We start from the raw sequence: 25411 nt of genomic DNA on the forward strand, positions 1-25411 counted from the left end.
GCGGCCGAAGGCGGTGCCTCAGTCGGCGTACTGGCCTGCGGCCTTGATGACGGGCCCCCACTTGTCGATCTCCGACGAGACCCACTTCTTGTGATCGGCCGGATTGGTGCGGGCGTCGCTCACGACCACCGCGCCCAGCGCTTCTTCGCGCTTCAGGAAATCGGCGTCCTTCAGCGCGGTCTTCAGTGCGGCGTTGACCTTGTCGAGCACCGCCTTCGGGGTGCCCTTCGGCGCGTAGAGGCCATGCCAGATGCTGACGTTGAAGCCCTTCATGCCCGACTCGTCGAGCGTGGGCAGCTTGGCCAGCGCCGGCGTCGTCAGGCGCTTGGGCGTGGTGACGGCGTAGGCCTTCACCTTGCCGCCCTCGATCTGCGCGGTGGTGTTGGTGGTCTGGTCGCACATGATGTCGACCTGTCCGCCGATCAGGTCGGTCATCGCCGGGCCGGTGCCCTTGTAGGGCACGGTGGTCATGTCGGCCTTGAGCGTGCTCTGGAACAGCAGCCCACACAGGTGGGAGGCCGCACCCAGGCCCGCATTGGCAAGATTGACCTTGCCCTTGTTCGCGTCGAGCCACTTCAGCAGTTCGGCGTAGTTGGCGGCCGGCAGCGTCGGCTTGCCGATCAACGTCATCGGCACCTCGTTGATCAGGCCGAGATACTCGAAATCGTCGAGGGTCTTGTATTGCAGGTTGCGGTACAGCGCCGGCGAGGTGGCCATGCCGATGTGGTGCAACAGCAGCGTGTAGCCGTCGGGTGCGGCCTTGGCGACCTTGGCGGCGCCCAGCGTTCCGCCCGCACCGCCGACGTTCTCGATCACGATGGTCGCGCCGCCCAGCGGCTTGCGCACGGCTTCGGCGAAGTCGCGCGCCACCTTGTCGGTCGGGCCGCCGGCGGAGAACGGCACGACGATGGTGATCGGCTTCTCCGGGTACTCGGCCAGGGCGCCGGTGACGGCGAGGGCGGCGGCAGCGGTCAGCAGGATGCGTTTCATGCAGGACTCCTTCGGGGGAAACTTCAAACGGTGAGGGATGCTAGAGGCTCCCGCCGATCGAGCCATGCCGGAAACTACGTAAGCGCCGCGCCGCGGCGGCGCGCTCCTGCGGGACGACGCGACGGTCGGGGGAAAACCCCGAGCCGTTGCGGCTCAATCGTCGCGATCGGCCCAGTGTGCGAGCTGCCGCTGTAGCGCGTCGCCGAAGCGACGCACGTCGGCGCTGCTCCGGAGTCGCGTCTCGTCCCATTGCGGCGACATTGCCAGCTTGCGCACGGTGCGCGCGTGGATCGCACTGCCCTCCAAACGGAGTTCCACGATCGCGCGGCCCTGCAGTTCGAAACGGCCCTCGCGCTCGACGAGGCGCCATTCGCGCAGTTGGCGCTTGAGCCCGGCAAGCGCCTCTTCGGCCTTGAACGGAGGCGGGGCGAAGAAGTCGTCGGTCATGGCAGGCTCCCGGCGCCGCGGCGTCAGGGGTTGGAAACTCCCGAGGCGACATGCCCCGATGGCACATGGTGCGCCGCATTCTCGACGTGGCGCGTCTGGTCGTCGAAGAAGAAGTCGGGCTCGAATTCGCGCAGGAACTCGCCCTTCGGGAGGCCGCCGAGGAACATGGCCTCGTCGACCTCGATGTGCCAGTCCATCAGTGTGCGGATCGCGCGTTCGTGGGCGGGCGCGCTGCGGGCGGTGACCAGCGCGGTGCGCAGACGCATGCGCTCGGTGCTGGCCTGCTGCAGTTGCTGCAGCGCGTGCAGCAGCGGCTTGAACGGCCCGGCCGCGAGCGGACTGGCGGCGCGATCAGCCTCGTGGCGCTGGAAGGCGTCGAGGCCGCCGCTCTGGAACACCTGCTCGGCCTCGTCGGAGAACAGCACGGCGTCGCCGTCGAAGGCGATGCGGACCTCGTTCGGATGGGCCTCGGAGGCGCGTGCCGCGTGCGGCAGCACGCGTGCCGCCGGCACGCCGGCCTCGAGGGCCGAGCGCACGTCGGCGTCGTTCGCGCTCAGGAACAGGTTGGCGTGCAGTGGTTTCAGGTAGCGCCACGGCGAACTGCCCCGTGTGAACACGCCGCGCTGGATCGGCAGTCCGTAATGCTGGGCCGAGCGGAACACGCGCATGCCCGACACCGGGTCGTTGCGCGACAGGATCACCACCTCGACGCGCGGTGCTTCGGGTGTGGTGAAGGCGAGCAGCTTGTGCACCAGTGAGAACGCGACGCCGGGACGCGCGGGCCGATCGAGCCGCTGCAGTTGCAGCTGCATGTAGGCGCGGTCGTCGTTGCCTTCGAAGATGGTGTTCTCTTCCTCGAAGTCGAACAGCGCGCGCGAGGAGATGGCCACGACCAGCTGGCCGGCAAGGGAAACGGACATGCGCTGATGCTAGCCGGCCGTCGCGCTTCGCGCCGGCCGGTGGCGCGGGCCGCTATTGCACGAAGCCGATCGCCGCCTTGCGTCCGTACGCTTCCGGCAGATCGCGCGGTTCGACCGCCCCACGGCCGGCGAGCTTGGCGTTGCCGAAGGCGGTCATCCAGGCGCGCCGCATCTCGCGTGGCGCCAGTTCGGCCATCGCATCGAGCACGTCGTCGCCCGGCTCCGGCGCGAAGCGGCTGCCCCAGTCGTGGTCGGCGCGGATGCCACGGTACAGGCGCGCCGCGATCGCGCGCGCCGCCGCAGCATCGGGCATCTGCACCTCGAACACGTTCATGCGATTCAGGATCGGCTCGGGAATCGCCCGCGCATCGTTGGCGGTGGCGACCCAGATCACCTGGCTGGCGTCGATCGCGACCTCCGCGAACTCGTCGGTGAAGCTGCCGGCGGTGTCGTGCTCCAGCAGGCTGTACAACGCGCCCAGTGGATCGTAGGCATGCTCGCCGCCGGTCTTGTCGATCTCGTCGACCACCATCACCGGGTTGGCGTACTGGCCGTCGACCAGGGTCTCGAACACCTTACCCGGACGTGCGCCCTTCCACTGGCTGGACGCGCCGCTGAGCACCCAGCCCGCAGTCAGGGAGCTCATCGACAGGAAGCCCAGGCCGGTGCCGAGCAACTGCGCCATCTCGCGGGCGAAATGGGTCTTGCCGACGCCCGGCGGCCCGAGCAGCAGCATCGGCGTGATCTCGAGCGCGTCGCGGCTGTCGTGGCACAGCGCGAGCTGGCGCTTCACGTCGTCGAGCACATCGTGGAAATTGGGCAGTTGCTCGTAGAGGTGGTCCATCGCCGGCACGCCCGAGGGCTTGACCTGGAAGCGCTCTGCGCCCTTTTCGAGCATGCGTTCGTAGGTGGCACGCAGGCTCTCGTGCTCCTTGGGCGGAAGCTTCTCGAGCCGGCGCTCGACGTCGCCGAGGCGGTAGACGCTGCGCATGTGGGCGATCGGCAGACCCGATCGCGGCAACCCGGTTGGCACGGTCACGAGTTCTGTGGCGGTGGACGGCATTCAGATACTCCAGTCGACGACCCATTGAAACGCATTGCAGCAAAGCCTGACGCAAGCCAGCCCCGGATCAACGGGGCAAACCCCGAGCAGATCGCATGCAACCCACGTGCCGGGGGTCTCGGAAGCGGGGCTGCAGTGCTGCGTCGCAACATGACGACTGCAAGCCGACGCCAATCGGCATATAATGGTTTACCCTAGTTTGACGGTGACGGGCTAGATCCCGTCGATCGACTGCTTCAGAAACGACGGTGACGGTGTCCTACAAGGCTGCCGTCGATCGACTGCCTGGTTTGAGGTTCGTCATGAAGACCCTGTTCCGCCCCCTGATTGCCCTGTCCCTGGTCGCTGCAGCCGTGCTGCCCGTTCAGGCCGAAACGACCCTGCCGGTCGAGGATTTCGGTGTGTTCGTCGATCTGCCGACGGGTTTTGCCTACGTCAAGACGCCTTCGGGCTGGCACTTCGTGCGCCAGATCGAAGCGTCGCGCTTGTCCGACCTGCACCCGACGACCTTCGTGTCGCTGAAGCAGGCCGGTACGCCGCTCAGCGACGCGAGCGCGCTGAGCCAGCGCGTGCCGTCGAAGGCGACCGTGCTCTGAGACGGCGCACCGATACCGTTCGGCGATGAAGGCCGGCCCCGCGGGGCCGGCTTTTTTTATTTGACCCAGGTGTTGAGCTGGATGATCGGCAGCAGCACGGCCAGCACGATCAGCATCACCACCGCACCCATCACGACGATCAGCAGCGGCTCGAGGATCGTGGCCAGCGCCAGCGCGCGACGCTGCACTTCGGTGCCGAGCTGCGTGGCGGCTCGCTGCAGCATCACAGGCAATTGGCCGGTCTGTTCGCCCAGGCGGGCGAACATCGCCAGCAGGCCCGGAAAGCGTCGCTTGCCGGCCAGGGCCGAAGCCAGCGGCGCGCCCTCGCGCACCTGGATCAGGGCTGCCATCGCGTCGGCCCGCATGGCGCGGTTGCTCAAGGTTTCGGCGGCCGCCTGCAAGGCCTTCAGAATGGGTACACCGGCACCGGCCAGCATGGCCAGCGTGCCGGCGAAGCGCGCGGCGTTGTAGCCCCGGGATAGGCGGCCGATCAGCGGCAGCGTGAGCCAGAAGGCGTCGAAGCGCTCGCGGAAGGCTTCGTTGCGACGCATGAACAGCAGCGTGCCCACCCCGCCGGCGATGCCGAGCACGAGCAGCCAGCCCCAGCTGCGCAGGAAGGCACTGATCGCGAGCATGGCGCTGGTGAGGAAGGGCAGGGCGCGTTTGCCGCCGGCGAACACGCTGGCGACCTGCGGCACGACGTAGGTGACCAGGAAGACCACGATCACGATCGCCACCAGGGACACGATGGCGGGATACAGCGCCGCACCGATCAACTTGCTGCGCAGTTCCTGACGTTCTTCCAGATCGTCGGCGAGCTTCTCGAGCACCAGGCCCAACTGGCCGGTCTGTTCGCCGGCGCCGACGACCGCCCGGTAGACGTCGTCGAACTCGCGCGGTGCGTTGCCGAGCGCGCGCGCGAACGGCGAGCCGGAGTTGACTTCGGCGCGCAGGTGCGCCAGCAGTTCGCGCTGGCGGGGATCTTCGGCCTCGTCGGCCAGTGCGGTCAGCGCGCGTTCCAGCGGCAGGCCGGCGCTCACGAGGCCGGCCAGCTGGCGGGTCCAGATGGCCAGGCCGGTGCTGTTGAAGACCCGCCGCCCGAGCTGGAAGCCGCCGGTGCCGGTGGTCTGAGACAGCACCGGCTTGACGTCGAGCGGCACCAGCTGCTGCAGCCGCAACTGGGCCCGTGCGGCACGCGCGTTGTCGGCCTCCAGCAGCCCGCTCTTGGGTTTGCCGGCGGCGTCGATGGCTTCGAATTTGTAGGCGGGCATAGAGCGCGGAGCGAAGGCCGAGAGGCTCCGTTTACGGAGATCGGCCAGCGCAGCGATCGGCGAGCGGCGCGGGCTCAATGCCCGCGTCGCGAGAGCGCCCGAACCACCTCAGACCGCCCATCATTCCCTCGTCACCCTCAACAACTCCTCCAGCGACGTCGCCCCGCTCGCCACCAGCCGCTCGCCGTCCTCGCGCATCGTCTTCATGCCGCCCCGTTCCGCCGCGACGAACAGCTGCGACTCGGCGGCGCGGCTGTGGATCAGGCTCTGCAGGGCGCTGTCGGCGACCATCAGCTCATAGACGCCGGTGCGGCCCTTGTAGCCGGTGCTCCCGCAGGCCGGGCAGCCGACCGGGTGCCAGCGGCCCTTGTCGTCCTGCTTCTTGCAGTCCGGGCAGAGCTTGCGCACCAGCCGCTGTGCCAGCACGCCGAGCAGCGAGCTGCTGAGCAGAAAGGGCTCGACGCCCATGTCGGTCAGCCGCGTGACGGCGCTGGGCGCGTCGTTGGTGTGCAGCGTGGCGAGCACCAGGTGACCGGTCAGCGAGGCCTGGATCGCGATCTGCGCGGTCTCGAAGTCGCGGATCTCGCCGATCATGATGACGTCCGGGTCCTGGCGCAGGATCGCACGCAGCGACTTGGCGAAGGTCAGGTCGATCTTCGGGTTGACCTGCGTCTGCCCGATGCCGGGCAGTTCGTACTCGATAGGGTCCTCGACCGTCAGCACGTTGGTCGTCTGGGTGTCGACCTGGCCGAGACCGGCGTACAGCGTCGTGGTCTTGCCCGAGCCGGTCGGCCCCGTGACCAGCACGATGCCGTGCGGCTGCGCCGTCAGGCGCTTGAACCTGGTGAGCGTCTCGCCGCTCATGCCCAGCGACTCGAGCGTGAAGCGCGTGCTGTCGCCCTTGTCGAGCAGGCGCAGCACCGCTCGCTCGCCGTGCGCGCTGGGCAGCGTGGACACGCGCACGTCGATCGCCCGGCCACCGATGCGCAGCGAGATGCGGCCGTCCTGCGGCAGGCGCTTCTCGGAGATGTCGAGCTCGGCCATGATCTTCAGGCGCGAGATCAGCGCGGCGTGCAGCGCCTTGTTCGGCTGCACTACTTCGCGCAGCGTGCCGTCGACGCGGAAGCGCACCGCCGAGCTGCGCTCGTAGGGCTCGATGTGGATGTCGCTCGCGCCGTCCTTCGCGGCCTGCGTCAGCAGCGCGTTGAGCATGCGGATGATGGGCGCGTCGTTGGCGGCCTCGAGCAGATCCTCGACGGCTGGCAGGTCCTGCATCAGCCGCGACAGGTCGACGCCGCTCTCGACCTCGCCGATCACCGCCGCGGCGCTGGACTCGCCACCGGCATAGACGCGTGCGATGCGCTGCGACAGCGTGGCCGGCGCTTCGCGCTCGAGCGCGTCGACGGCATAGAGGCGCAGCACCTCGCTCAACACGGACGGCGAGACGGCGTCGCCGGCCCACAGCACGAGCTGGCTGCCGTTGTCCTCGAGCAGCAGCGAATGCGCCTTCGCGTAGGCGTAGGGCAGCGGATGGCGGGTGGCCATGCCGGGGCGCTCAGTTCTGCAGCGGCGGCGAAGCCGGCGGCGTGGGCGCGGGCGGCATCGGCTCGCCCGGCGGCGGGCGCAGCGGCGGCAGGACTGGTGCATCGAAGGTCGGCAGCAGCACGCGCGGCTCGGGCTGGCCGTCCTTCTGCTGCGCTCGGATCATGTCGTAGCGGTCGAGCGAGAGGTTCGTGCTGCTCTCGGCGCTGCGCATCACCTGCGGGCGCAGGAAGACCATCAGGTTGCTCTTGGTGCGCGTGCGGTTGTCGCTGCGGAACAGCACGCCGATGCCGGGGAGGCTGCCCAGTCCCGGCACCTGGCTGGAGTTGTCCTGGAACTGGTCCTGCATCAGACCGCCCATGACCAGGATGTCGCCGTCATTGACGACCACGGTCGATTCGATCGAGCGCTTGTTCGTCACCAGCCCGGCTGTCGCGTCGGACGTGCCCTGCGAGACGGCCTGGTTCACCACGCTCGAAGCTTCCTGGTAAACGGTCATGCGCACGGTGCCGTTCTCGCCGATCTGGGGCTTCACGCGCAGCGTGATGCCGACGTCCTTGCGCTCGATGGTCTGGAACGGATTGGTCGCTCCGCTGCCGGTCCCGGTGCTCGTGAACGAGCCGGTGACGAAGGGCACGTTCTGGCCGACGACGATCTTGGCCTCCTCGTTGTCCAGCGTGACGAGGTTCGGCGTGGAGAGAATGTTGCCGTCGGCGTTGGTCTCGAGGAAGCGAGCCAGCGCGCCGAGTGTGTAGACGCCCCCGTAGCGCTTGATGATGCCGAGGTTCAGGCCCGCCGACGGCAGGGTGGTGCTGGCCGTTCCCTGTGCGGCGGCGATCGACAGGTTGATGATGTTGTTGCCGCCGGTGCCGAAGTTGGTGCCGCCGATCACGCCAGTGCTGTCGCCTTCCTTGCCGATCAATCCTTGCCACTGGATGCCGGCGTCGGCAGCCTTGGTGGCATTGACCTCGACGATCATGGTTTCCACATAGACCTGGGCGCGGCGCGCGTCGAGCTGGTCGATCACTGAGCGCAGCTGGCGGTACATCGGCTCGGCCGCGGTGATGATCAGCGCATTGGTGGCCGGATCGGCCTGGATGAAGCCGCCGGTCGACGGCTGGGCGGCGCCGCTGACGGGGTTGGTGGTCTGCGGTGCGGCCCCGCCGGTCGCGGTCTGGTTGCCGAGCTGGGCGCTGGCCTGGTTGGCCAGGTTCGTGACCGAACTCGTCGCACTGCTGCCCGATCCGCTGCTGCCGGTGTTGCTGGCGAAGGCCGCGCGCAGCACCTGTGCCAGCCGGGTCGCGTCGGCGTTCTTCAGGTAGACCACGTAGATGTTGCTGCCGCCGGCGCCCGCGGTGCCGGGCTGGTCGAGCTTGCTCACCAGCGAGCGCACCTGGGCCAGCTTGGCTGGATTGGAGGCGCGCACCAGCAGCGCGTTGGTGCGGGAGTCGGCGATCACGGACAGTCCGCCCCCGCCGGCCGCAGTGGCCGGCGAGCCCGCCGCGGCGGCCGGCGCGTCGGAGAGGCGCTGCACCAGCACCGCGATATCGGACGCGACCGCGTGCTGCAGCGGGATCACCTCGACATCGGTCGCCGCCGGGACGTCCACCGTCGCGATCACCTTGGCGATGCGCTGCAGGTTGTCGGCGTAGTCGGTGATCACCAGCGAGTTGTTGCCGGGGTTGGCGTTGATGGTGTTGTTCGGGCTGATCAGCGGGCGCAGCACGGCCACCAGGTTGTTGGCGTTCTCGTGGTTGAGCCTGAAGATCTGCGTGATGATCTGGTCGCCCTGGCGCGTGACGTTGCCGACCGACACCGTGCCGGTCTGCAGCTTGGCATCGGCCTCGGGCACCACCTTCAGCAGCCCGGCGACCTCGACCACCGTGAAGCCCAGGCCGCGCAGCGCGGCCAGGAAGTTCAGGTAGGCCTCGCGCGGCGACAGCGGCTGCTCGCTGTACAGCGTGATCTGGCCCTTCACACGCGGATCGATCACGATCTGCCGCTCCAGGATCGCGCCGATGGCCCGGGCCACGCCCTCGATCTCGGCGTTGACGAAGTTCAGCGTCACCGGCTCGCGCGTCTTGGTCTTCTGCGCCAGGGCCGGCGGCGTGAGGCTGCCGAGCGCGACGCTGACCGCACAGGCCGCAGCCAGCGCGCGCAGCGCCGTGGCGCGGCGGGCGGGCTTCGGTGAAGTGGTCAGGCTCATGATCATCCGATCGAAATGACGGACCGCGCGCCGTCGCGCCGCCCGATGATGTTCAGCAGGTTCGTCAGCGCCGGCTGGTCGGCCTCCGCGGCGCTCGCCTCGCCGCGGAAACGCAGGCCTCCGGCACCCAGCGTGCCTTGACCCGACAGCTGCAACGCGCCCTCGATGGTGCTCAGGGTCAGTTGTGCAGTCCCGGAATTGCCCGGATCGCTGCCGATCTCCAGACGGTAACTGCCCAGCCGCTCCAGTGTCGACACCCGGGATGCGGCATTTGCCACGTCGAGCGCGGCCTGACCGGTCACGCGCCAGCGCCCCTGCACCGTCTGCAGGCTGATGCCGGGTGAACTGAGGCGCAGCACGCCGCCGAGCTGAAGCGTGTTCCAGGGCGTTCCCAGGCCGACCAGCCACTCGGCCGGCCATTGGCCGATCCAGGTGGGCGAACCCTGAAGTGTCGCCGTGACGGTGCCAAAACCCGGCGTGAGCCGCACGCTCGGGCGGCCGTTGAGGCAGCACGCGTGCTCCAGCTGGAGCGAGAGCGCCAGGCCGGCCGGTCTCAGTGTCCATTGCAGCCGGCCCGGCAGCGAGCGGGCACCCCGACTGTCCGCGCCACCGCTCAACACCGCGACGGCACTGCCTTGCCACAGGCTGCCGCGCGCGTCGGCCAGCAGCACGTGTCCGGCGCTGGCGCGCTCCACCCAGGCAGCGAACCAGGCGGCCGGCGCAAAGGCGATGACGCCGAGCAGGCCGCCCAGCACGGCCCCACAGATTGCCCAGCGCCGCCCGGCGTGGCGTGCGCGTTCCCAGCGCAGGCCCTCGTAGGTGGACGCGCCCCATTCGCTCGCCCGCGACACGGCACCGGCATCCCGCGGCCGGCGCAGCAGCGACACGCGCCAGGTCGACGGGCGCCACTGGGAGGCGGAAAAGGATCGGGCCATGGGCTGCGTGCCTCGTGCAAATGCGTCGTCGGTCAGCCCGGTCGCGGCAGCGTGAGCAGCACGCTGCCGCTGTAGCCGTTGGGGCCGTGCGAGAGCTTGGCTTCGTCGGGGCGCGCGCGGGCGGCGCTGCGCACCTCGCCCAACCATGCGGCCAGCGCCTCGCCGGGGACGCCGCTGAGCGTGAGTGTGGCGCGGTCGCCCTGCAGCGTGAGGCGTGCGTTGGTTCCCAGCCGCTCGGTGGCGCCACGCAGTGCGGCCTCGGCCTGGGCCGGCTTGACGGTGGGCAGCTTGCGGAGTTCCTGGCTTTCGGCGGCCTGCCGCTGCATCTGCTGCAACTGGAACTCGACCGCGTCGATCTGAGCGGGCGTGTCGCGCAGGCTGCGCCAGGCCGGCTGCACGCCCAGCATCCACACGAGCGCCACGCCGATCATCACCGACGCCGCGCTGACGAGCCGGCGTTCGCGCCGCGCCATGCGCCGCCAGCGCGCACGCCATTGTTCGCTCACGGCGGCTAGGGCTGGCGGCAGGGCCGTCTTCATGTGCGGGGGCCTGCGGCAGCGGCCGGCACGCGACGCAGGGTCACGCGATCGTCGACGGCTTCGACCTGCCAGCCGCTCGGCGCCAGGGCGCTGCGGAAGGCACCGACCTGCTGCTCGCTCCAGCCGGGCGTGGCCAGCGTGAGGAGGCCGTTCTCGTAGCCGAGCGTCTGCACCGGCTGTTGGGCCGGCCAAGCACTGGCCGCGGCCTGCAGCGCGGACTCCAGGTCCGCTTCGCCGGGCCGGCCGGCGGCCACCCGCAAGGCATCGGTTTCCCTCTGCATCTGGACCGGTGGATCGAGCACGGCGCGCACCTGCGGATGCGTGTCGCGCAGGAGCGAGGTCATGGCCAGGCGCTTGGCTTCCAGGGTGCTGCGTTGCTGCCACGCGACGACGTTCAGACCGATCAACTGCACGACGACCAGTGTCGCCAACCCGATGCGGACCGGCTGCCACGCCGAGCTGCGAAAGCGGCGCAGCGCTTCGCGCAGGGCGCTCAGGCCGCGATGCCGCGGTGCCAGGCCGAACTGGCGCAGGTTCCAGAGCGAGCGCGCCGTTTGCAGGGCGTGCTCGGCGGCCGATTGGACCCGCACCGTGCTGCCGAGCCAGCGCTCCGCCGGTGCCGCGACCGCGGGCGTGGCGGTGAAGCGTGCGTCGGCGGGCAGCGGCTGGGGCAGCAGCGCGCGCGCCAGTCCGCCTTGCAACGGCCAGCTGGCTACGCCTTCGGCATGGGCCCATGTCAGCACGAGCGCGAGACCCCCGACGCCGTCGGCACTGCTTTCGTGGGTCGCCGTGAAATGCCCGTTCGGCGGTTCGTCAGGCCACGCCGCCGGCACGACACGATCGACCCGCAGCCCGGCCGCCTCCAGGGTGGCGATCTCGCCAGCCAGCCAGGCGCGGTCCGTCGCAGCCACCCAGACCCGGTCGCCGCCCTTGGCGCCGGGCGCGAGTGCCAGATGCAACTGGCCGGCGTCTTCGAGCAACGCTTCTTCCAGCACGCCAGCCAAGGCCGCACCGAGGCGGGCCGCCGGGGCTTTGGGGCACGCGATGTGGTGCCAGCTGACATCGGTGGGAGCCAGCATGGCCACCACCTGGTCAGCCTTGGGCAGCAGCGCGGGCGCCGCCTGTCCTTCGCGGTCGACGGCCAGGCCGTCGGCGCTGAACGCGTACGCGAACTCTCCCATCACCCGCGCTGCGGGGGCAGGAGCGCCGGCACGCAGGCGCGGCCGCGGTGGAATGGAGACGACGAGCGTTGTCATGGGGGCAAGGGTGCGCGGCGATTGTAGGTGTGGCACATGAGCGACAGTCCGAAATCAGGGCGGGGGAGCGGTGTCCGGATGTGTGTGCGATTTACCGGGTGAGGCTCTCGATCGCTGCGACCCGATCGCGGCGCAGGGTCACGATGTCCAGGTTGCGGCGCTCGACCAGCGCGCGTTCCTCCACGCTGCGGTCTTGCAGGCGGAGTCGGCCACGGACCTCGAAAAAGGATGATGTCACCGAAACCCGCTCGGTGGCGGCGCTCACGCCCTGCGGCAGCAGCGTGCCGAGCTCTGCCACGTTGCGGAACGGGTTGCGCTGACGGGCCTGGATCAGCCGGTCGGCGCTGGCCAGGTCCAGACCTTCGATCACCGCCGACAGCACTTCCTTGGGCGCGGTGTTGGCGTTCACGGTCGTGCGCACCGGCAGCAGTGAGACATAGGGGGTCAACAGCGCCAGGGTCTCGGCGTCGAGTCCGAGCCAGGTCAGTTGCTCGATGCGCTCGGGCATCAGTGGCGGATCGGCGCTGAGCTCCGTGCCGCTCGACTGGCCGCTGGCGAGCGTGGCAGCGCGCAGTCCGCGCACGATCAGCGGTGCGAGATCGGAGCGCGCGCCCACGGCATCGAGCAGGCGCTGGAGCACGCGTTCCTCGGCAGTGCCCGCCGTCCCGGAGCCGGCCTCGACCAGATTGCGCAGGTTGTAGCGCGACTGCGCGTCGGTGATGGAGCCGGACAGAAAGGCTTCCGGCGCGTCGTCGGTATTGTCGCGATCGACCGCCAGGAAGGTCGAGAGCTTGGCCTCGGCCAGCGGCACCGCCCAGGGCTCGCCCAGGTGGTCGGCGCCGCCGGTGCGCGCGTCTTCCCGGAGGATCAAGCGCGCCCAGTCGACCGCGCCGTTCAGGATCCACAAGGCCTGCGCACGCGCGCGCTCGGCCACTTCCACCTGCACCGCGCGCCATTGCTGCCAGACCATGGCGCTGGCCAGCGTGGCCACCAGCGTGACGATGACCATGGCGGTCAGCAAGGCGGCCCCGCGCTGACGGCCCGCGCGTCGGCCGGCAAGCTTGCGTCGTCGTCGGAGAAGGGTCGAAGTCATGAGCCCTGCGGCGACAAGCGCAGATCGCGGGTCAGGGCACCGACATTGCCGCTGCCTTCCGTGAAGGCGAGGACCAGGCGCACGCCGCCCGGCAGCGCCTGTCGCGTCACCAGCGTCGGTGCTGCCGCGGTCGCCGGCGTGGCATCCCCGCTCGACTGCGCGTTGGTCCAGGCGTTGCCGCGCCAGTAATAGAGCTGCCAGCTGGCGATGCCGCTCAGTGCGCGCAACTGTTCGGCCTCATTGCCGAGCAGTTGCTGCGACTGCAGCCAGGCTTCGCGCAGCGCTGCGCCATGCGTCACCGCCGGGCTGGCCCAGCGCGTCCAGCTGTCGCCCCGCAACGACCAGACCACCAGTTGCAGGCCGGCAGCATGACGCCGCGTCAGCCGCAGGCTCGCGCCGTCGAACTGCAGGGCCGGGACGAGGCCGCTGTCCTGGACTTCGGCGAGATCGGCCTCCCACTGAGCGATGACCGACTGCAGCCGCAGCTGCTGCTCGAGCCGCTGGGCGCTGATGTCGCGCGAGCGCACGATGGCATCGATGCCCTGCCAGGACATGGCGGAGACGATGGCCATGATCATCAGCGCGACCAGCACCTCGACCAGTGTGAAGCCGGCCTGACCATCGAGTCGAGGGGAAGCGCGCATCTTCAGTACCTCGACAGCACCGTCGACAGGGTCAGGATGGTCTGTCCGCCGGGCGTGAAGACCACCGCATCAGCGCGTCGGAAGTTGGGGTTCGGTGTCGGGCGGATCACCATCTTGCCCTGGTAGACCACGCCGAGCTGCTCGCAATAGAACTCGCTGTCGCCGACCCCGGGGAACTGCTTCATGAGCTTGAAGGCGGTGAGCTGGTTGTCGGCACACCATTCGGCCACCGTCACGTCGGTGAGGCGCTGGGCGTTGTCGGTCAGCGCGCCGGCGGCCTTGAGCCCGGCGCCCAGTGTGACGGCCACGATGGCCAGTGCCACAAGCACCTCGATCAAGGTCATGCCGCGAGCGTCGCGGCCCTGGGGCCGGCGCGCCCTGGATTCAGCGCGACGCATTCGGGGCTCCCTCGTCGCCGACGACGGCAAACGGGCCGAAGCCGTCAGTGGCGAGCGCCACGGTCTGTGCCTCGAGGCGCAGCACGATGCGCTGGGCTCCGATCACCGGCTCGGGCCCCAGCACCGCCGCCTGCGCCAGGCCCCGTCCGGTCCGCACCTCGGCGCTGACGCCGGATTCCGCGAGCCAGCGGCTCGGCAGCGCGAGTTCGCTGGGCAGTCCGACGAAACGGAATCCGGTCTCGGAGGGCACCCACAACACGGCCACGCCGGCAGCCCGTGCCTCGGCCCGCGCCGTTTCGAGCAGGGCGGTCAGCCGGGCGGCTTCGCGCTCCAGTTGAGTCGCTGCGGGGTCGCGCAGCGCCAGCGAGGCAACGGCCGAGACGATGGCGATCAGGCTCACGACGATCAGCAGTTCGATCAGCGTGAAGCCGCTCGATCGGCCGACCGGCCGGCGCAGGCCCGTTCGGCCCCAGGCCGTGAGCCCGCTCATGTCATTGCCAGGAACCGATGTCCGCGTCCTTGCCTTCACCGCCGGCCCGACCATCGGCACCGAAGCTGAACACGTCGACTTCGCCCTTCACGCCGGGATTCGCGAACTGGTAGGCATTGCCCCAAGGGTCGTTGGGCAGCTTGTCGAGGTAGGGCTTCCAGTTGGGGGGCACCGGGCTGGCGGTCGGCTTGGCGACGAGGGCCTGCAGGCCCTGTTCGCCGGTCGGGTAGCGCTGGTTGTCGAGCCGGTAGAGCTTCAGCGATTGCATGAGGTTGTTCACGTCTGTCCGTGCCGCGGTGACGCGTGCATCGTCGGCTCGCTCGAGCACATTGGGCACGATCAGGGCGGCCAGCACACCGATGATCACGAGCACCACCATCAACTCGATCAGCGTGAAGCCGCGCGCACTGCGCCGTGGCAACGAGGTCAGGGGGAAAGGATTGCGCATCTGGGTTGGGGGACGGGGTGCACCGTCGCGGGGCGATGATTCGCTTCCATCATAATCTTCAGCCATGCCAGCCCGTATTGCTGCGTTCGTCGTGTGGGCCGCCGTCGCGGCCTGTATCGCCTTCTGGGGACTGCGCATCCTCGTGACGCCCCGACCGGCACCGAGCCAGACGCAGCCTGTGTCTTCCACCGACAGCCTGCGCGGTGACGTCACGAGGCTGTTTGCCGCGGGGGCCGTGCCGGCGGCGGCGACCGGCGCGACCGAGCCGGGCCTCGCGAGCCGCTTCAAGCTGATCGGCGTCATGGCGCCGAAGGAAGGCGAACGAGGGCGCGAGCAGGGCATTGCATTGATCGCCGTCGACGAGAAGCCACCCCGCGCTTACCGGGTCGGCGCGCGGATCGACAATGCTCTGGTGCTGCAGTCGGTGGCGCGGCGCAGTGCCACCATCGGTCCGTCGCAGGGCGCCCCTGCCGTTCAGCTCGACCTGCCGCCGCTACCGGCGCCCGCGACCGGCAGCCTGCCGCCGGCCGCCGGTTTGCTTCAAGCGGCGCCGGCTGTCGAGCCCATAACGGCGGTCCCTTCTATCCCAGGATCTGCCAGCCCGCCGAGGGCTCCGATCAACCGCCAGTGAGCCCGGACTGACGGCGGGGCCTGAGTCGCCTCAAGGGCGCGTACCGGACCCGAAGTCCGCTTCAACGGGCGAGTCGAGCGTGGGAATGGTCGTCGTCGACGGCAGTGTCGGCCCCGCATCTTCACCTTCGGCCACCTGCGTCAGCAGGGCGGCGGCGCTGTGGACCAGCGGCCAGGCCAGCGTGGAGCCGGTCCCGTCAGTGCTTTCCATCCCGAGCTCGAGCAATGCGCTGGCGCGAAACAGATTGAGCGCATGGTCGAGGCCACGATGACCGTGGCTGCGACAGAACACGACGTAGTCGGTCACCGGCGCCGAGATGCGGGCGGCCACCAGCAGCGCGGCGCAGGCCGGCAGACCGTCGACCATGATCAAGTGGCGCTTGCTGGCCGCGACCAGCATCGCGCCGACCATCGTCGCCACCTCGAATCCGCCGAACGCGGCCAGCACCTCGACCGGATCGGTCACGTCACGGTGTCGCCCCTGAGTGCTCTGCAGCACCACCATCGTCTGCGCCAGCATATCGGGCGGCATGTCGGGGCCGGAGATGGTGAGGTCCCGCAGCGGAATGTCGGCCAGCCGCGACAGCACCAGCGACGCGCTTTCGTGGGCGCCGACACCGATGCCGGCGCAGGCCAGCACGTTGCCGCTGAGCGAATCGGCGATCTCCATGCCGGCGCGGATCGCGGCGTGCGCCTGGTCGATAGACATCGCCGGGCCGGACCGCGCACTGCGGGTGCCGAAACCGATCTTGCGCTGAAGCAGGCTGGGGTAAGGGCTCATCGACTCGGCCAGACCCGCATCGACGACCGTGAGACCCATGCCCTGGATGAACGAGAACACCGCCATCGGCAGCCGTCCCGCGAGCAGGTGAGTGACCTGCTGCGAAGTCGATTCACCCCGCGTCGACAGGCCGTCCACCACCAGGCCGTGGTCGCCGGCGAAGACCACCAGTTGCGGGCTCTTGAGCCGGGGCTTCAGCGAGTTCTGGATCAAGCCCAGCCGCACCGCCAGCGGCTCGAGTTCGCCCAGGCTGCCGGCTGTCTCGGCGCGGTGCTGCAGCTTCTGCCGCAGCGCATCTTCGAGTCGCGGATGGGCGGTGGGAGCAATGAGGGAGCGCTGGACAGACATGGCGGCGTGGTGGGTTGGTGCCGTGAGATTGTGAGCCCTGCGCAGACGTCGAGACAATCGCAGACGATGACGGCCCGACTCACCGTCATCCGGCGGCCTTGGCCGGCGTCGAGTCAGCGCAGGAAAAGCTGGTAGACCGGGTTGTTCGTCTCCTCGACGCAGGGATAGTCGAGCGTGGACAGGAACTCGCGCAGTGCGCGCTGCGCGCCGCGGGGAATCTGCAGGCCGACGAGGATGCGGCCATAGTCGGCGCCCTGGTTGCGGTAGTGGAACAGGCTGATGTTCCAGTCGGGGTGCATGCGGGTCAGGAAGCGCATCAGGGCCCCCGGGCGCTCCGGAAACACGAACCGGAACAGCCGCTCCTCGCGGGCCAGCTCGGAGCGGCCGCCGACCATGTGGCGGATATGGGTCTTGGCCAGCTCGTCGTGCGTCAGGTCGACCGTCGGGAAGCCCTGCTTCTCGAAGCGCTCGGCAACGCGAGCCGACTCGCCGTGTTCGCGCGTGGCCAGGCCGACGAACACCTGTGCGGTGCGTGCGTCCGAGATGCGGTAGTTGAACTCCGTGACGCTGCGCGGGCCAAGCAGCTCGCAGAAACGCTTGAAGGAGCCCCGCTCCTCCGGGATCGTGACGGCGAACAGCGCCTCCCGCTCCTCGCCCACTTCGGCCCGCTCGGCGACGAAGCGCAGCCGGTCGAAGTTCATGTTGGCGCCGCAGGTGATGGCCACGAAGGTCTTGCCCTTGCAGCCGGTGCGCGCCGTGTATTGCTTGATCGCCGCCACGCCCAGCGCACCCGCAGGCTCCAGGATCGAGCGGGTGTCCTGGAACACATCCTTGATCGCCGCGCAGACGGCATCGGTGTCGACGACCTCGAAGTCATCGACCAGCAGTTTCGTCAGGCGGAAGGTTTCCTCGCCCACCAGTTTGACGGCAGTGCCGTCGGAAAACAGCCCCACGTCGTGCAGCGTCACGCGCTTGCCCGCGCGGACCGAGCGCACCATCGCATCGGAATCGGTGGTCTGGACGCCGATCACCCGGATCTCCGGTCGGACCGCCTTGATGTACGCAGCGATACCCGAGATCAACCCACCACCGCCCACGGCAACGAACACGGCGTCGATCGGCCCCTGGTGCTGGCGCAGGATCTCCATGGCGATGGTGCCCTGCCCAGCGATCACATCCGGATCGTCGAAGGGATGCACGAAGGTCTGGCCGTTCTCTCGCTCGAGCTTCAGCGCGTGGGCGTAGGCGTCGGAATAGCTGTCGCCATGCAGCACCACCTTGCCGCCGAGCGCCCGCACAGCCTCGACCTTGAGTTGCGGCGTGGTGACCGGCATCACGACCGTTGCCCGGCAACCGAGCTTGCGAGCGGAAAGCGCAACACCCTGCGCATGGTTGCCTGCCGAAGCGCAGATCACGCCCCGTTCCAATTGCGTCGCGCTCAGATGCGCCATCTTGTTGTAGGCGCCGCGCAGCTTGAAGCTGAAGACAGGTTGCTCGTCCTCGCGCTTGAGCCAGACCCGGTTGTCGACCCGCTCCGACAGTTGCGGCGCGAACTGCAGAGCCGATTCGTTAGCCACATCGTAGACCCGCGCCGTCAGGATGCGCTGCAGGTAGTCCGGTGTGACCTTGGCCTTGCGGGGAGCGGGCTTGGCGGCGGGGGGGCGGGGCGCAGGGCGCGGCGCGGCGCGAGCCATGGAGTCTCCTTGTTACAAGCACAAGCGCGCGATGATAAGTCAGGCCCCGGCGTGGTCCCGTCGACCGCTGCAGTGCAGCAAACATGCTGCGGACACGGCAATAAAAAAGCCCAAGGCCGTGAGGCCTTGGGCTGAATCCACCTATGGAGGAGGGTGGAGGAGACAAACGGTGATCGGGTCCAACAAATTCCGATCGATGTGCAATTCTAGCGCGAGCGCATGGTGCGCCGCAACAAGCACGAGCGTTCTTTTTCTAGGGGGAGGGCTCCAGATTCGTGCGACTCGGCACAATCGGCGCCTCTTCTGGAGGAGTTTCGAACATGGAGTGCACCGTTCGCTGGCAGCCCGACGCCGGTATGGCCTTCAACGCGGAAACCGGCAGCGGCCACCTGCTGTCGATGGACGGGGCGCCCGACGGCGGAGGACGCAACCTGGCGCCGCGCCCGATGGAGACCGTGCTGGCCGGGACTGGCGCGTGCGCCGCCTACGACGTGGTGCTGATCCTGCAGCGCGGGCGACACGACATCCGGGGTTGCGAAGTGAAGCTGAGCGCCGAGCGGGCAACGGTCGATCCGAAGGTGTTCACGAAGATCCACCTGCAGTTCGTCGTTCGCGGCCGTGGCTTGCCCCAGGGAGCGGTGGAGCGCGCCGTGGCGCTGTCGCACGAAAAATACTGCTCGGCGAGCGCGATGCTGGCCAAGACCGCCGCCATGACGACCGGCGTGGAGATCGTCGAGGTTTAGTCCGCCGGACGGCGGGGCCTCATCAGCCGGTCATTCAGATGCGGTGAGCGGTCGTGGTCATGACCTTGGCCATGCCTCGCATCAACCACCGCACCGGCGCCGGCAGCGACGTGGCGCCCGCATGCTCGGCGGCGGCGGCGTGCCGCGCCTCGTCTTCGCGCATCTGGGCCACGATCGCCCGTGACTCGACGTCGGCCACCGGCAATCTGTCGAGGTGCTGAAGCAGGTGTTGCTCCACCTGCCGCTCCGTCTCGACCACGAAACCGAGGCTGGCGGCGTCGCCGATGCGCGCGGCGATCAACCCCAGGCTGAAAGAACCGGCGTACCACAGCGGATTGAGCCAACTGGTGCGTCCGTTCAATTCGGCCAACCGGGCCTCGGTCCAGGCGAGATGGTCTGCTTCCTCACGCGCTGCGTGCTCGAACTGGACCTTGAGCGCCTCGTTTCGCGTGCCCAGCGCTTGCGAGTCATACAGAGCCTGGGCGCAGACCTCGCCGACATGGTTGACGCGCATCAGCGACGCGGACAGCGCCTTCTCCTGCGGCGTCAGCGTCAGGCCAGGATCGGCGACCGGCTTCGGTGCAGGGCGCGACGCCGAATGAGCGGTGAACACCGTGTTCAGAGCTTTGTGCAGCGAAGAAATCACCTGATCGGTGCGGCTGAGTGAACGCATGGTCGAAGCGGTGCGAAGAGGGGGTCTTCAGAGGTCGAAAGGGGCTTGTTCGTGAACGATTTCATTCATGACAGTCGTATGTCAGGGCTTACTCGCACCAAATAGGTGCGAGTAAGTTGTCGTCTCACAACAGAATAAGCATAGAACAAGCGCGGTGCTGGCGGGGGGCGCATCGGTCTGGTGGAATTGCGGCAGTTGGGAAGGTGAACTGCTGATGGCGTCGCAAATGGTGGCGAAGTGGCGGGCTCATTCGAAACCACATGTTCAACTCTGGAGATAGTTGCAATGAAAAAATCAGTACTCGCTCTGGCCGTTCTGGGTGCGTTCGCCGGCGCCGCTTCGGCGCAATCGTCGGTGACCCTGTACGGTCGTCTGGACACTGCGGTCACCTGGACCGACAGCACGATCGCTGAAGACAAGTGGACCCTGAACAACCACCAGCCGATCGGTGGCTCGCGTTGGGGCCTGAAGGGCAGCGAAGACCTGGGCGGTGGCTTGAAGGCCAACTTCACGCTGGAGTCGGGCTTCAATTCCGACGATGGCAGCCCCGGTAACTCGGCCAAGCTGTTCGATCGCCAGGCCTGGGTAGGCCTGAGCTCGGCCAGCCTCGGTGAGATCCGCCTCGGTCGCCACGACACGCTGACCCGCCAGTTGAACCTGGGCTACGGCTCGGACCTGACGGCTGAAGGCGAAATCACGGTGGTGGACGGCAACTTCGGCGCCGCGGCCGGCCGTGTGCTGTTCCAGAACTTCGGTAGCCGGGTCGACAACTCGGTCGTCTACCTGTCGCCTAGCTTCGGTGGCTTCCAGATCCGTGGCTTGGTCGCAGCCGGCGAAGGCGCCACGGCTCGCCAGCAAGGTCTGCTGCTCGGTTACGCGGCCGGCCCGGTCAAGGCCGGCCTGTCGTATGAAGAGTATGACGACGCTCCTGGCGGCGGCGGCAGCGCCTACAACAAGGTCTTCACTGCGGGCGGCAGCTTCAACTTCGGCGTCGCGACGCTGGGCCTGGGCTATCAGAAGACCAGCGACTTCGGCTCGAACATCGCTGAGTCGGGCGTGATCGATGACGTCGACTCCTACAACGTCGGCGTGCTCGTGCCGTTCGGCAGCTTCGAGTTCCGTGCCCAGTACACGCACGCGAAGGTCGATCTGGACGCAGGCGGCACCAACAAGAACGACAAGTACGGCGCTTCGCTCCGTTATGCCCTGTCGAAGCGGACCACGATCTACAGTGCGTACCTGCATCGTGAGTCGGACAACGACGATGTTGTCAACCTGAACGGCAAGGATCAGTTCCTGGTCGGCATCGGCCACAACTTCTGAATCGAGTTGTACGCTTGAAGGAAGCGCCCTGCGGGGCGCTTCTTTTTTGGCCGATCGAGAACCGTGCCGACGATGGTGTCCGGAGTCCTGACTTGCCTTCGCTGATGAGGGGCCTGGCCCTCGTGCTTCTCTGCTCCGTCGGCGCCTGCGCCCATGTGTCGACCCGCGACCCGCTGGTGTTGCGGGCGCCGGCGGGCGCGGTGTGGTCGCCGCACTGCGTGCCGGCATGGCAGCCCCACGCGCTGCCGGGCAAACGCGGGACGCGCTACGACCTTGGCTCCGACGCAGGATCCGCCGTGATTCGCGCGCGAGCCGATGCCTCGGCCAGCATGCTGCGTTACACGGTGCGCCTGGAGCCCGATGCGTTGCAGATGCTCCGGTTCTCGTGGCGCGTCAGCGCACTGATCGATCGGGCCGATGTGCGGCGTCGGGAGACCGAGGACTCTCCGGCGCGCATCGTGCTCGCCTTCGACGGCGATCACGACACGCTGCCCTTGAAGGACCGCTCGCTGTTCGAACTGGCGGAACTCGTCACTGGCGAACGTCCTCCGTACGCGACGCTGATGTACGTGTGGGACAACGGCGCGCCGCTCGAAAGCGTGGTGATCAATCCGCGCAGTGACCGCATTCGCAAGATCGTCGTCGAGTCCGGTCCGGAGCACTTGCGGCAATGGCGCGAGCACGAGCGCGATATCGCCGGGGACTACCGGCGCGCCTTCGGCGAAGCGCCGGGCGCGCTGATCGGCATCGGGCTCATGACCGATGCCGACAACACCGGTACCTCGGTCACGGCCTGGTACGGCGCGGTCTGCCTCAGCGGTGTGCAGCTGAGTTCCGCGCCGAACTGATCGACGGCGGATGGCCGGGTGCGCGGCCACAATGGTCGCTCGACACCGCGCAACCATGCTGGCCTTCCTGATTCGTCGCCTTCTTCAAGCCGTGATCGTGATGCTGGCCGTTGCCTTCATCTCGTTCATGCTGTTCCAGCATGTCGGCGATCCGGTGACGCATCTGCTCGGACAGGACGCGACGCCCGAGCAGCGCACGCAGTTGCGGGCCGATCTCGGACTGGACCGGCCGTTTCCGCTGCAGTTCGCACATTTCGTCGGCAACGCCCTGCAGGGCGATTTCGGCCTCAGCCTGCGCCAGGGACGCAAGGTGTCGACCTTGATCGCCGAGCGTTTGCCTGCGACCCTGGAGCTGTCGATCACGGCCGCGCTGCTGGCCTTGGGTGTCGGCGTGCCGATGGGCGTGATCGCGGCGCTGCGGCGTGGCAGTGTGCTGTCGCAGGTGTTGATGACGGTGTCCTTGCTCGGTGTCTCCTTGCCCACCTTCCTGATCGGCATCCTGCTGATTCTCGTGTTCTCCGTCGGGCTGCACTGGCTGCCGAGCTTCGGCCGCGGTGAAGTGTTGAGCGTCGGTGGCTGGACGACGGGCTGGTTCACTGTCAGCGGCTGGCAGCACCTGGTGCTGCCGTCGATCACGCTCGCGGTGTTCCAGCTGGCCCTGATCATGCGGCTGGTGCGCGCCGAGATGCTGGAGGTGCTGCGCAGCGACTACATCAGGTTCGCGAGGGCGCGTGGGCTCACGGACCGCGTGGTGCATTTCGGCCATGCCCTGAAGAACACGCTGGTACCGGTGATCACGATCACCGGGCTGCAACTGGGTTCGCTGATCGCGTTCGCCATCATCACCGAGACGGTGTTCCAGTGGCCGGGGATGGGCCTGCTGTTCATCCAGGCCGTGAGCTTTGCCGACGTGCCGGTGATGGCCGCCTACCTGTGTCTCGTCGCGCTGATCTTCGTGGCGATCAATCTGGCCGTCGACCTGCTCTACTTCGTGGTCGATCCGCGCCTGCGTCCGGACCGTGAAACCGCTCATGGATGACACCCTTGCCACGTTGAGGCGCTGGGGAGCAGCGGCCCTGCTCGTGCTGCAGATCGCCGCAAGCCACGCCGTGACGTTGCGCGTCGCGAACCAAGGCGATGTCCAGTCGATGGATCCGCACTCGTTCAACGAGTCGCTGCAGCTCAGCTTCGTCAACAACATCTACGAACCGCTGGTGTCGCGCGACCGCAATCTGCGGCTCGAGCCGGGACTGGCGGTTCGCTGGGCGCAGCCGACGCCGACGGTATGGCGTTTCGAACTGCGCCGAGGCGTGCGCTTCCACGACGGTACCCCGTTCACGTCCGACGACGTGGTGTTCTCGTTCGAGCGTGCCGCTGGCGAGGGCTCGGACATGAAGAGCTACACCGCCACGTTCAAGACCGTGCGTCGCATCGATGACCACACCGTCGAGATCGAGACCACCGCGCCGTTCCCGATCCTGCCCGAGGTCATCGCATCGGTCTACATGATGAGCCGGTCCTGGTGCGTGGCGAACAAGGCGCAGACGCCGGTCGATCGCCGCGAGCGGGTCGAGAACGCGGCATCGTTCAACGCCAACGGGACCGGGCCGTTCCGGCTGAAGGAGCGGCGCCCCGCGGCGCGCACGGTGCTCGTGCGCAACCCGGACTACTGGGGACGGGTGGACGGCAATGTCGACGAACTGGTGTTCACGCCGATCGGCAACGATGCCACGCGCGTAGCGGCGTTGCTGTCCGGCGAGATCGATCTGATGGAGCCGGTGCCGCTCCAGGATATCGAGCGCGTCCGGGCGAGCACGGGGTTCAAGTTGCTGCAGGGGCCCGAACTGCGCGTCATCTTTCTCGGCATGGACCAGCAGCGCGACGAACTGCTGAACGCCGATGTCCGCGGCAGAAATCCGTTCAAGGACCGCCGGGTCCGGCAGGCCGTCTACCAGGCGATCGACATCGCGAGCATTCGCAGCCGGGTGATGCGCGGAGCCGCCAATCCCGTCGCACTGATGGTTTCGCCCGGCGTGAACGGCTTCATCCCCGAACTGAACCAGCGCCTGCCCTACGACGTCGACGCCGCCAGGACGTTGCTGTCACAGGCGGGCTACCCGAAGGGCTTCGGCGTCGGCCTGGATTGTCCGAACGATCGCTATGTCAACGATGCCGCCGTCTGCCAGGCGGTTGCCGCCCAGCTGGCGCGCGTGGGCATCAAGGTCGACCTGCGCACCGAGAGCAAGGCCACCTATTTCCCGAAGATCCTGCGCCGCGACACCAGCTTCTACCTGCTGGGTTGGACGCCCAGCACCTACGATGCGCACGATGTGCTGAGCGCGCTGATCGCCTCGCCCGAGGACAAGGGCCGCGGGCAGTACAACCTGGGTGGCTACCGCAATCCGCGGGTCGATGAGCTGACGACGAAGCTGCAGTCGGAGGTCGACGTCGCGAAGCGCAACGCGATGATCCGCGAGGCCTTCCGGCTCCACCAGGACGATGTCGGGCACATTCCACTGCACCAGCAGACGCTGGCCTGGGGCATGAAGAAGAACATCGACGTGGTGCAACAGGCCGACAACTTCATGCCCTACAAGTGGATCGTCGTGCGATGAGCGCAGGCGCCGTTCATCGATTCTTCGACGGCGATGTCTGGCACAGCTTCCGCGCGTCGCCGGTGGCCATGCTCGCGGCGGCCATCGCAGCGGCCTGCCTGCTCTGCGCGGTGCTGGCCCCGGTCTTGGCGCCGCACGACCCCTTCGACCTCGCGACGCTCGAACTCGGCGATTCGCGCCTGCCGCCGGCCTGGATGGCCGAGGGGAAGGCGGTCTACCTGCTGGGCACCGACGACCAGGGCCGCGACATCCTTTCGGCGCTGATGTACGGCGCACGGATCTCACTGGCCGTGGGCATCGCCTCCGTGCTGCTGTCGATGCTGGCGGGCGTGACACTCGGCTTGTTATCGGGCTTCGTCGGCGGACGGGTCGATGCCTTCATCATGCGCGTGTGCGACGTGATGCTGTCCTTCCCCGCCATCCTGGTGGCCTTGATGATCGACGGCGTGGGCCGCGCGGTCTTCCCTGCGGCGCACGAGGCACTGGCCTTCGGCGTGCTGATCCTCGCCATCTCGCTGACCGGCTGGGTGCCTTATGCGCGAACGGTGCGCGGTTCCACCTTGGTCGAACGACAGAAGGACTATGTGCAGGCGGCACGCGTGATCGGCGTGTCGCCGGTGCGCATCATGCGCCGCCACGTGCTGCCGAACGTGCTCGGACCGGTGTTCGTGCTGGCGACGATCCAGGTCGCCACGGCCATCATCACCGAGGCGACGCTGAGCTTCCTCGGCGTCGGCGTGCCACCCACCTCGCCGTCGCTGGGTACCCTGATCCGCGTCGGCAACGATTTCCTGTTCAGCGGCGAGTGGTGGATCGCGCTCTTTCCCGGCGCGATGCTGGTGCTGATCGCCCTGAGCGTGAACCTGCTCGGCGACTGGCTGCGCGATGCGCTGAATCCGAGGCTGAGATGAGCTGCCC

26 protein-coding genes are annotated in these 25411 nt (G+C 68.3%); 8 read left to right on the forward strand and 18 right to left on the reverse strand.

Going from position 1 to position 25411, the window contains the following annotated elements; all coding sequences use genetic code 11:
* Positions 1–18 precede the first annotated feature (18 nt).
* From ASC67_RS06595 to ASC67_RS06610, 4 genes are all read right to left on the reverse strand, one after another.
* The gene (locus tag ASC67_RS06595) at positions 19–990 is read right to left on the reverse strand and encodes a tripartite tricarboxylate transporter substrate-binding protein (protein WP_056316773.1); all 972 of its coding nucleotides are present in this window, start codon (positions 988–990) and stop codon (positions 19–21) included.
* A gap of 153 nt (positions 991–1143) precedes the next feature.
* Entirely contained in the window at positions 1144–1437 is a 294-nt protein-coding gene (locus ASC67_RS06600) for a hypothetical protein (RefSeq protein WP_056316775.1), read from the reverse strand.
* 23 nt (positions 1438–1460) lie between these two features.
* A complete protein-coding gene (locus ASC67_RS06605; protein ID WP_011830717.1) occupies positions 1461–2357 on the reverse strand; it encodes a 5'-nucleotidase in 897 nt (298 codons plus the stop codon).
* 52 nt (positions 2358–2409) lie between these two features.
* Positions 2410–3420, reverse strand: a complete 1011-nt coding sequence (locus tag ASC67_RS06610) for an AAA family ATPase (RefSeq protein WP_056316779.1) — start codon at positions 3418–3420, stop codon at positions 2410–2412.
* 248 nt (positions 3421–3668) lie between these two features.
* Here ASC67_RS06610 and ASC67_RS06615 point away from each other — a divergent pair, with 248 nt between their 5' ends.
* Positions 3669–4016: a hypothetical protein gene (locus tag ASC67_RS06615; RefSeq protein WP_162245608.1), complete on the forward strand. Its 348-nt coding sequence runs from the start codon at positions 3669–3671 to the stop codon at positions 4014–4016.
* 56 nt (positions 4017–4072) lie between these two features.
* Here ASC67_RS06615 and gspF read toward each other — a convergent pair whose 3' ends face one another.
* From gspF to gspG, 11 genes are all read right to left on the reverse strand, one after another.
* Positions 4073–5287, reverse strand: a complete 1215-nt coding sequence (gspF, locus tag ASC67_RS06620) for a type II secretion system inner membrane protein GspF (protein ID WP_056316785.1) — start codon at positions 5285–5287, stop codon at positions 4073–4075.
* A gap of 120 nt (positions 5288–5407) precedes the next feature.
* A complete protein-coding gene (gene gspE, locus ASC67_RS06625; RefSeq protein WP_056316788.1) occupies positions 5408–6832 on the reverse strand; it encodes a type II secretion system ATPase GspE in 1425 nt (474 codons plus the stop codon).
* A 10-nt stretch (positions 6833–6842) separates the two neighbouring features.
* On the reverse strand, positions 6843–9035 hold the full coding sequence (gene gspD, locus ASC67_RS06630; protein ID WP_310731971.1) for a type II secretion system secretin GspD: 2193 nt from the start codon (positions 9033–9035) through the stop codon (positions 6843–6845).
* 2 nt (positions 9036–9037) lie between these two features.
* Positions 9038–9922 carry a type II secretion system protein N gene (locus ASC67_RS06635; RefSeq protein WP_235566244.1) on the reverse strand — a complete coding sequence of 295 codons (885 nt, stop codon included), beginning with the start codon at positions 9920–9922 and terminating at the stop codon, positions 9038–9040.
* 80 nt (positions 9923–10002) lie between these two features.
* Positions 10003–10509, reverse strand: coding sequence for a type II secretion system protein GspM (gspM, locus tag ASC67_RS06640; RefSeq protein ID WP_056316794.1), 507 nt, complete (start codon positions 10507–10509; stop codon positions 10003–10005).
* Positions 10506–11765, reverse strand: coding sequence for a type II secretion system protein GspL (gene gspL / locus ASC67_RS06645; RefSeq protein ID WP_056316798.1), 1260 nt, complete (start codon positions 11763–11765; stop codon positions 10506–10508). Before gspL ends, gspM begins: the two co-directional genes overlap by 4 nt.
* A gap of 91 nt (positions 11766–11856) precedes the next feature.
* Positions 11857–12858 (reverse strand): type II secretion system minor pseudopilin GspK, encoded by a 1002-nt coding sequence (gene gspK, locus ASC67_RS06650; protein ID WP_056316801.1) that lies wholly within the window; start codon positions 12856–12858, stop codon positions 11857–11859.
* Entirely contained in the window at positions 12855–13502 is a 648-nt protein-coding gene (locus tag ASC67_RS06655; protein WP_056316804.1) for a type II secretion system protein J, read from the reverse strand. The genes gspK and ASC67_RS06655 overlap by 4 nt, the downstream gene beginning before the upstream one ends.
* A gap of 2 nt (positions 13503–13504) precedes the next feature.
* Entirely contained in the window at positions 13505–13900 is a 396-nt protein-coding gene (gene gspI / locus ASC67_RS06660; RefSeq protein WP_056316808.1) for a type II secretion system minor pseudopilin GspI, read from the reverse strand.
* The gene (locus tag ASC67_RS06665) at positions 13887–14390 is read right to left on the reverse strand and encodes a prepilin-type N-terminal cleavage/methylation domain-containing protein (RefSeq protein WP_056316810.1); all 504 of its coding nucleotides are present in this window, start codon (positions 14388–14390) and stop codon (positions 13887–13889) included. Before ASC67_RS06665 ends, gspI begins: the two co-directional genes overlap by 14 nt.
* 1 nt (position 14391) lies before the next feature.
* A complete protein-coding gene (gene gspG / locus ASC67_RS06670) occupies positions 14392–14838 on the reverse strand; it encodes a type II secretion system major pseudopilin GspG (RefSeq protein WP_056316814.1) in 447 nt (148 codons plus the stop codon).
* A gap of 178 nt (positions 14839–15016) precedes the next feature.
* Between gspG and ASC67_RS06675 the strand changes: the two genes are divergently transcribed.
* On the forward strand, positions 15017–15469 hold the full coding sequence (locus tag ASC67_RS06675) for a hypothetical protein (protein ID WP_156466685.1): 453 nt from the start codon (positions 15017–15019) through the stop codon (positions 15467–15469).
* Between the two features lie 30 nt (positions 15470–15499).
* Here the strand turns inward: ASC67_RS06675 and ASC67_RS06680 are convergent, their stop codons facing one another.
* Together ASC67_RS06680 and ilvA are read right to left on the reverse strand one after the other, a co-directional pair.
* Positions 15500–16597: a nicotinate-nucleotide--dimethylbenzimidazole phosphoribosyltransferase gene (locus ASC67_RS06680; protein ID WP_056316822.1), complete on the reverse strand. Its 1098-nt coding sequence runs from the start codon at positions 16595–16597 to the stop codon at positions 15500–15502.
* A gap of 113 nt (positions 16598–16710) precedes the next feature.
* Complete coding sequence (ilvA, locus tag ASC67_RS06685; RefSeq protein ID WP_056316824.1) at positions 16711–18291, reverse strand: threonine ammonia-lyase, biosynthetic; 1581 nt, start codon at positions 18289–18291, stop codon at positions 16711–16713.
* A 320-nt stretch (positions 18292–18611) separates the two neighbouring features.
* Between ilvA and ASC67_RS06690 the strand changes: the two genes are divergently transcribed.
* Complete coding sequence (locus tag ASC67_RS06690; protein ID WP_056316826.1) at positions 18612–19034, forward strand: OsmC family protein; 423 nt, start codon at positions 18612–18614, stop codon at positions 19032–19034.
* 34 nt (positions 19035–19068) lie between these two features.
* Here the strand turns inward: ASC67_RS06690 and coq7 are convergent, their stop codons facing one another.
* Entirely contained in the window at positions 19069–19707 is a 639-nt protein-coding gene (gene coq7, locus ASC67_RS06695; protein ID WP_056316830.1) for a 2-polyprenyl-3-methyl-6-methoxy-1,4-benzoquinone monooxygenase, read from the reverse strand.
* 237 nt (positions 19708–19944) lie between these two features.
* Here coq7 and ASC67_RS06700 point away from each other — a divergent pair, with 237 nt between their 5' ends.
* From ASC67_RS06700 to ASC67_RS06720, 5 genes are all read left to right on the forward strand, one after another.
* Positions 19945–21030, forward strand: coding sequence for a porin (locus ASC67_RS06700; protein ID WP_156466686.1), 1086 nt, complete (start codon positions 19945–19947; stop codon positions 21028–21030).
* A 92-nt stretch (positions 21031–21122) separates the two neighbouring features.
* Entirely contained in the window at positions 21123–21878 is a 756-nt protein-coding gene (locus ASC67_RS06705; protein ID WP_235566246.1) for a DUF3047 domain-containing protein, read from the forward strand.
* A gap of 55 nt (positions 21879–21933) precedes the next feature.
* A complete protein-coding gene (locus ASC67_RS06710; RefSeq protein ID WP_056316840.1) occupies positions 21934–22917 on the forward strand; it encodes an ABC transporter permease in 984 nt (327 codons plus the stop codon).
* Positions 22910–24493, forward strand: a complete 1584-nt coding sequence (locus ASC67_RS06715) for an ABC transporter substrate-binding protein (protein WP_056316843.1) — start codon at positions 22910–22912, stop codon at positions 24491–24493. The genes ASC67_RS06710 and ASC67_RS06715 overlap by 8 nt, the downstream gene beginning before the upstream one ends.
* Entirely contained in the window at positions 24490–25404 is a 915-nt protein-coding gene (locus ASC67_RS06720; RefSeq protein WP_056316847.1) for an ABC transporter permease, read from the forward strand. Before ASC67_RS06715 ends, ASC67_RS06720 begins: the two co-directional genes overlap by 4 nt.
* Positions 25405–25411 lie beyond the last annotated feature (7 nt).

Origin of the sequence: Methylibium sp. Root1272, assembly GCF_001425905.1 — a bacterium.
Lineage (GTDB): Bacteria > Pseudomonadota > Gammaproteobacteria > Burkholderiales > Burkholderiaceae_C > Methylibium.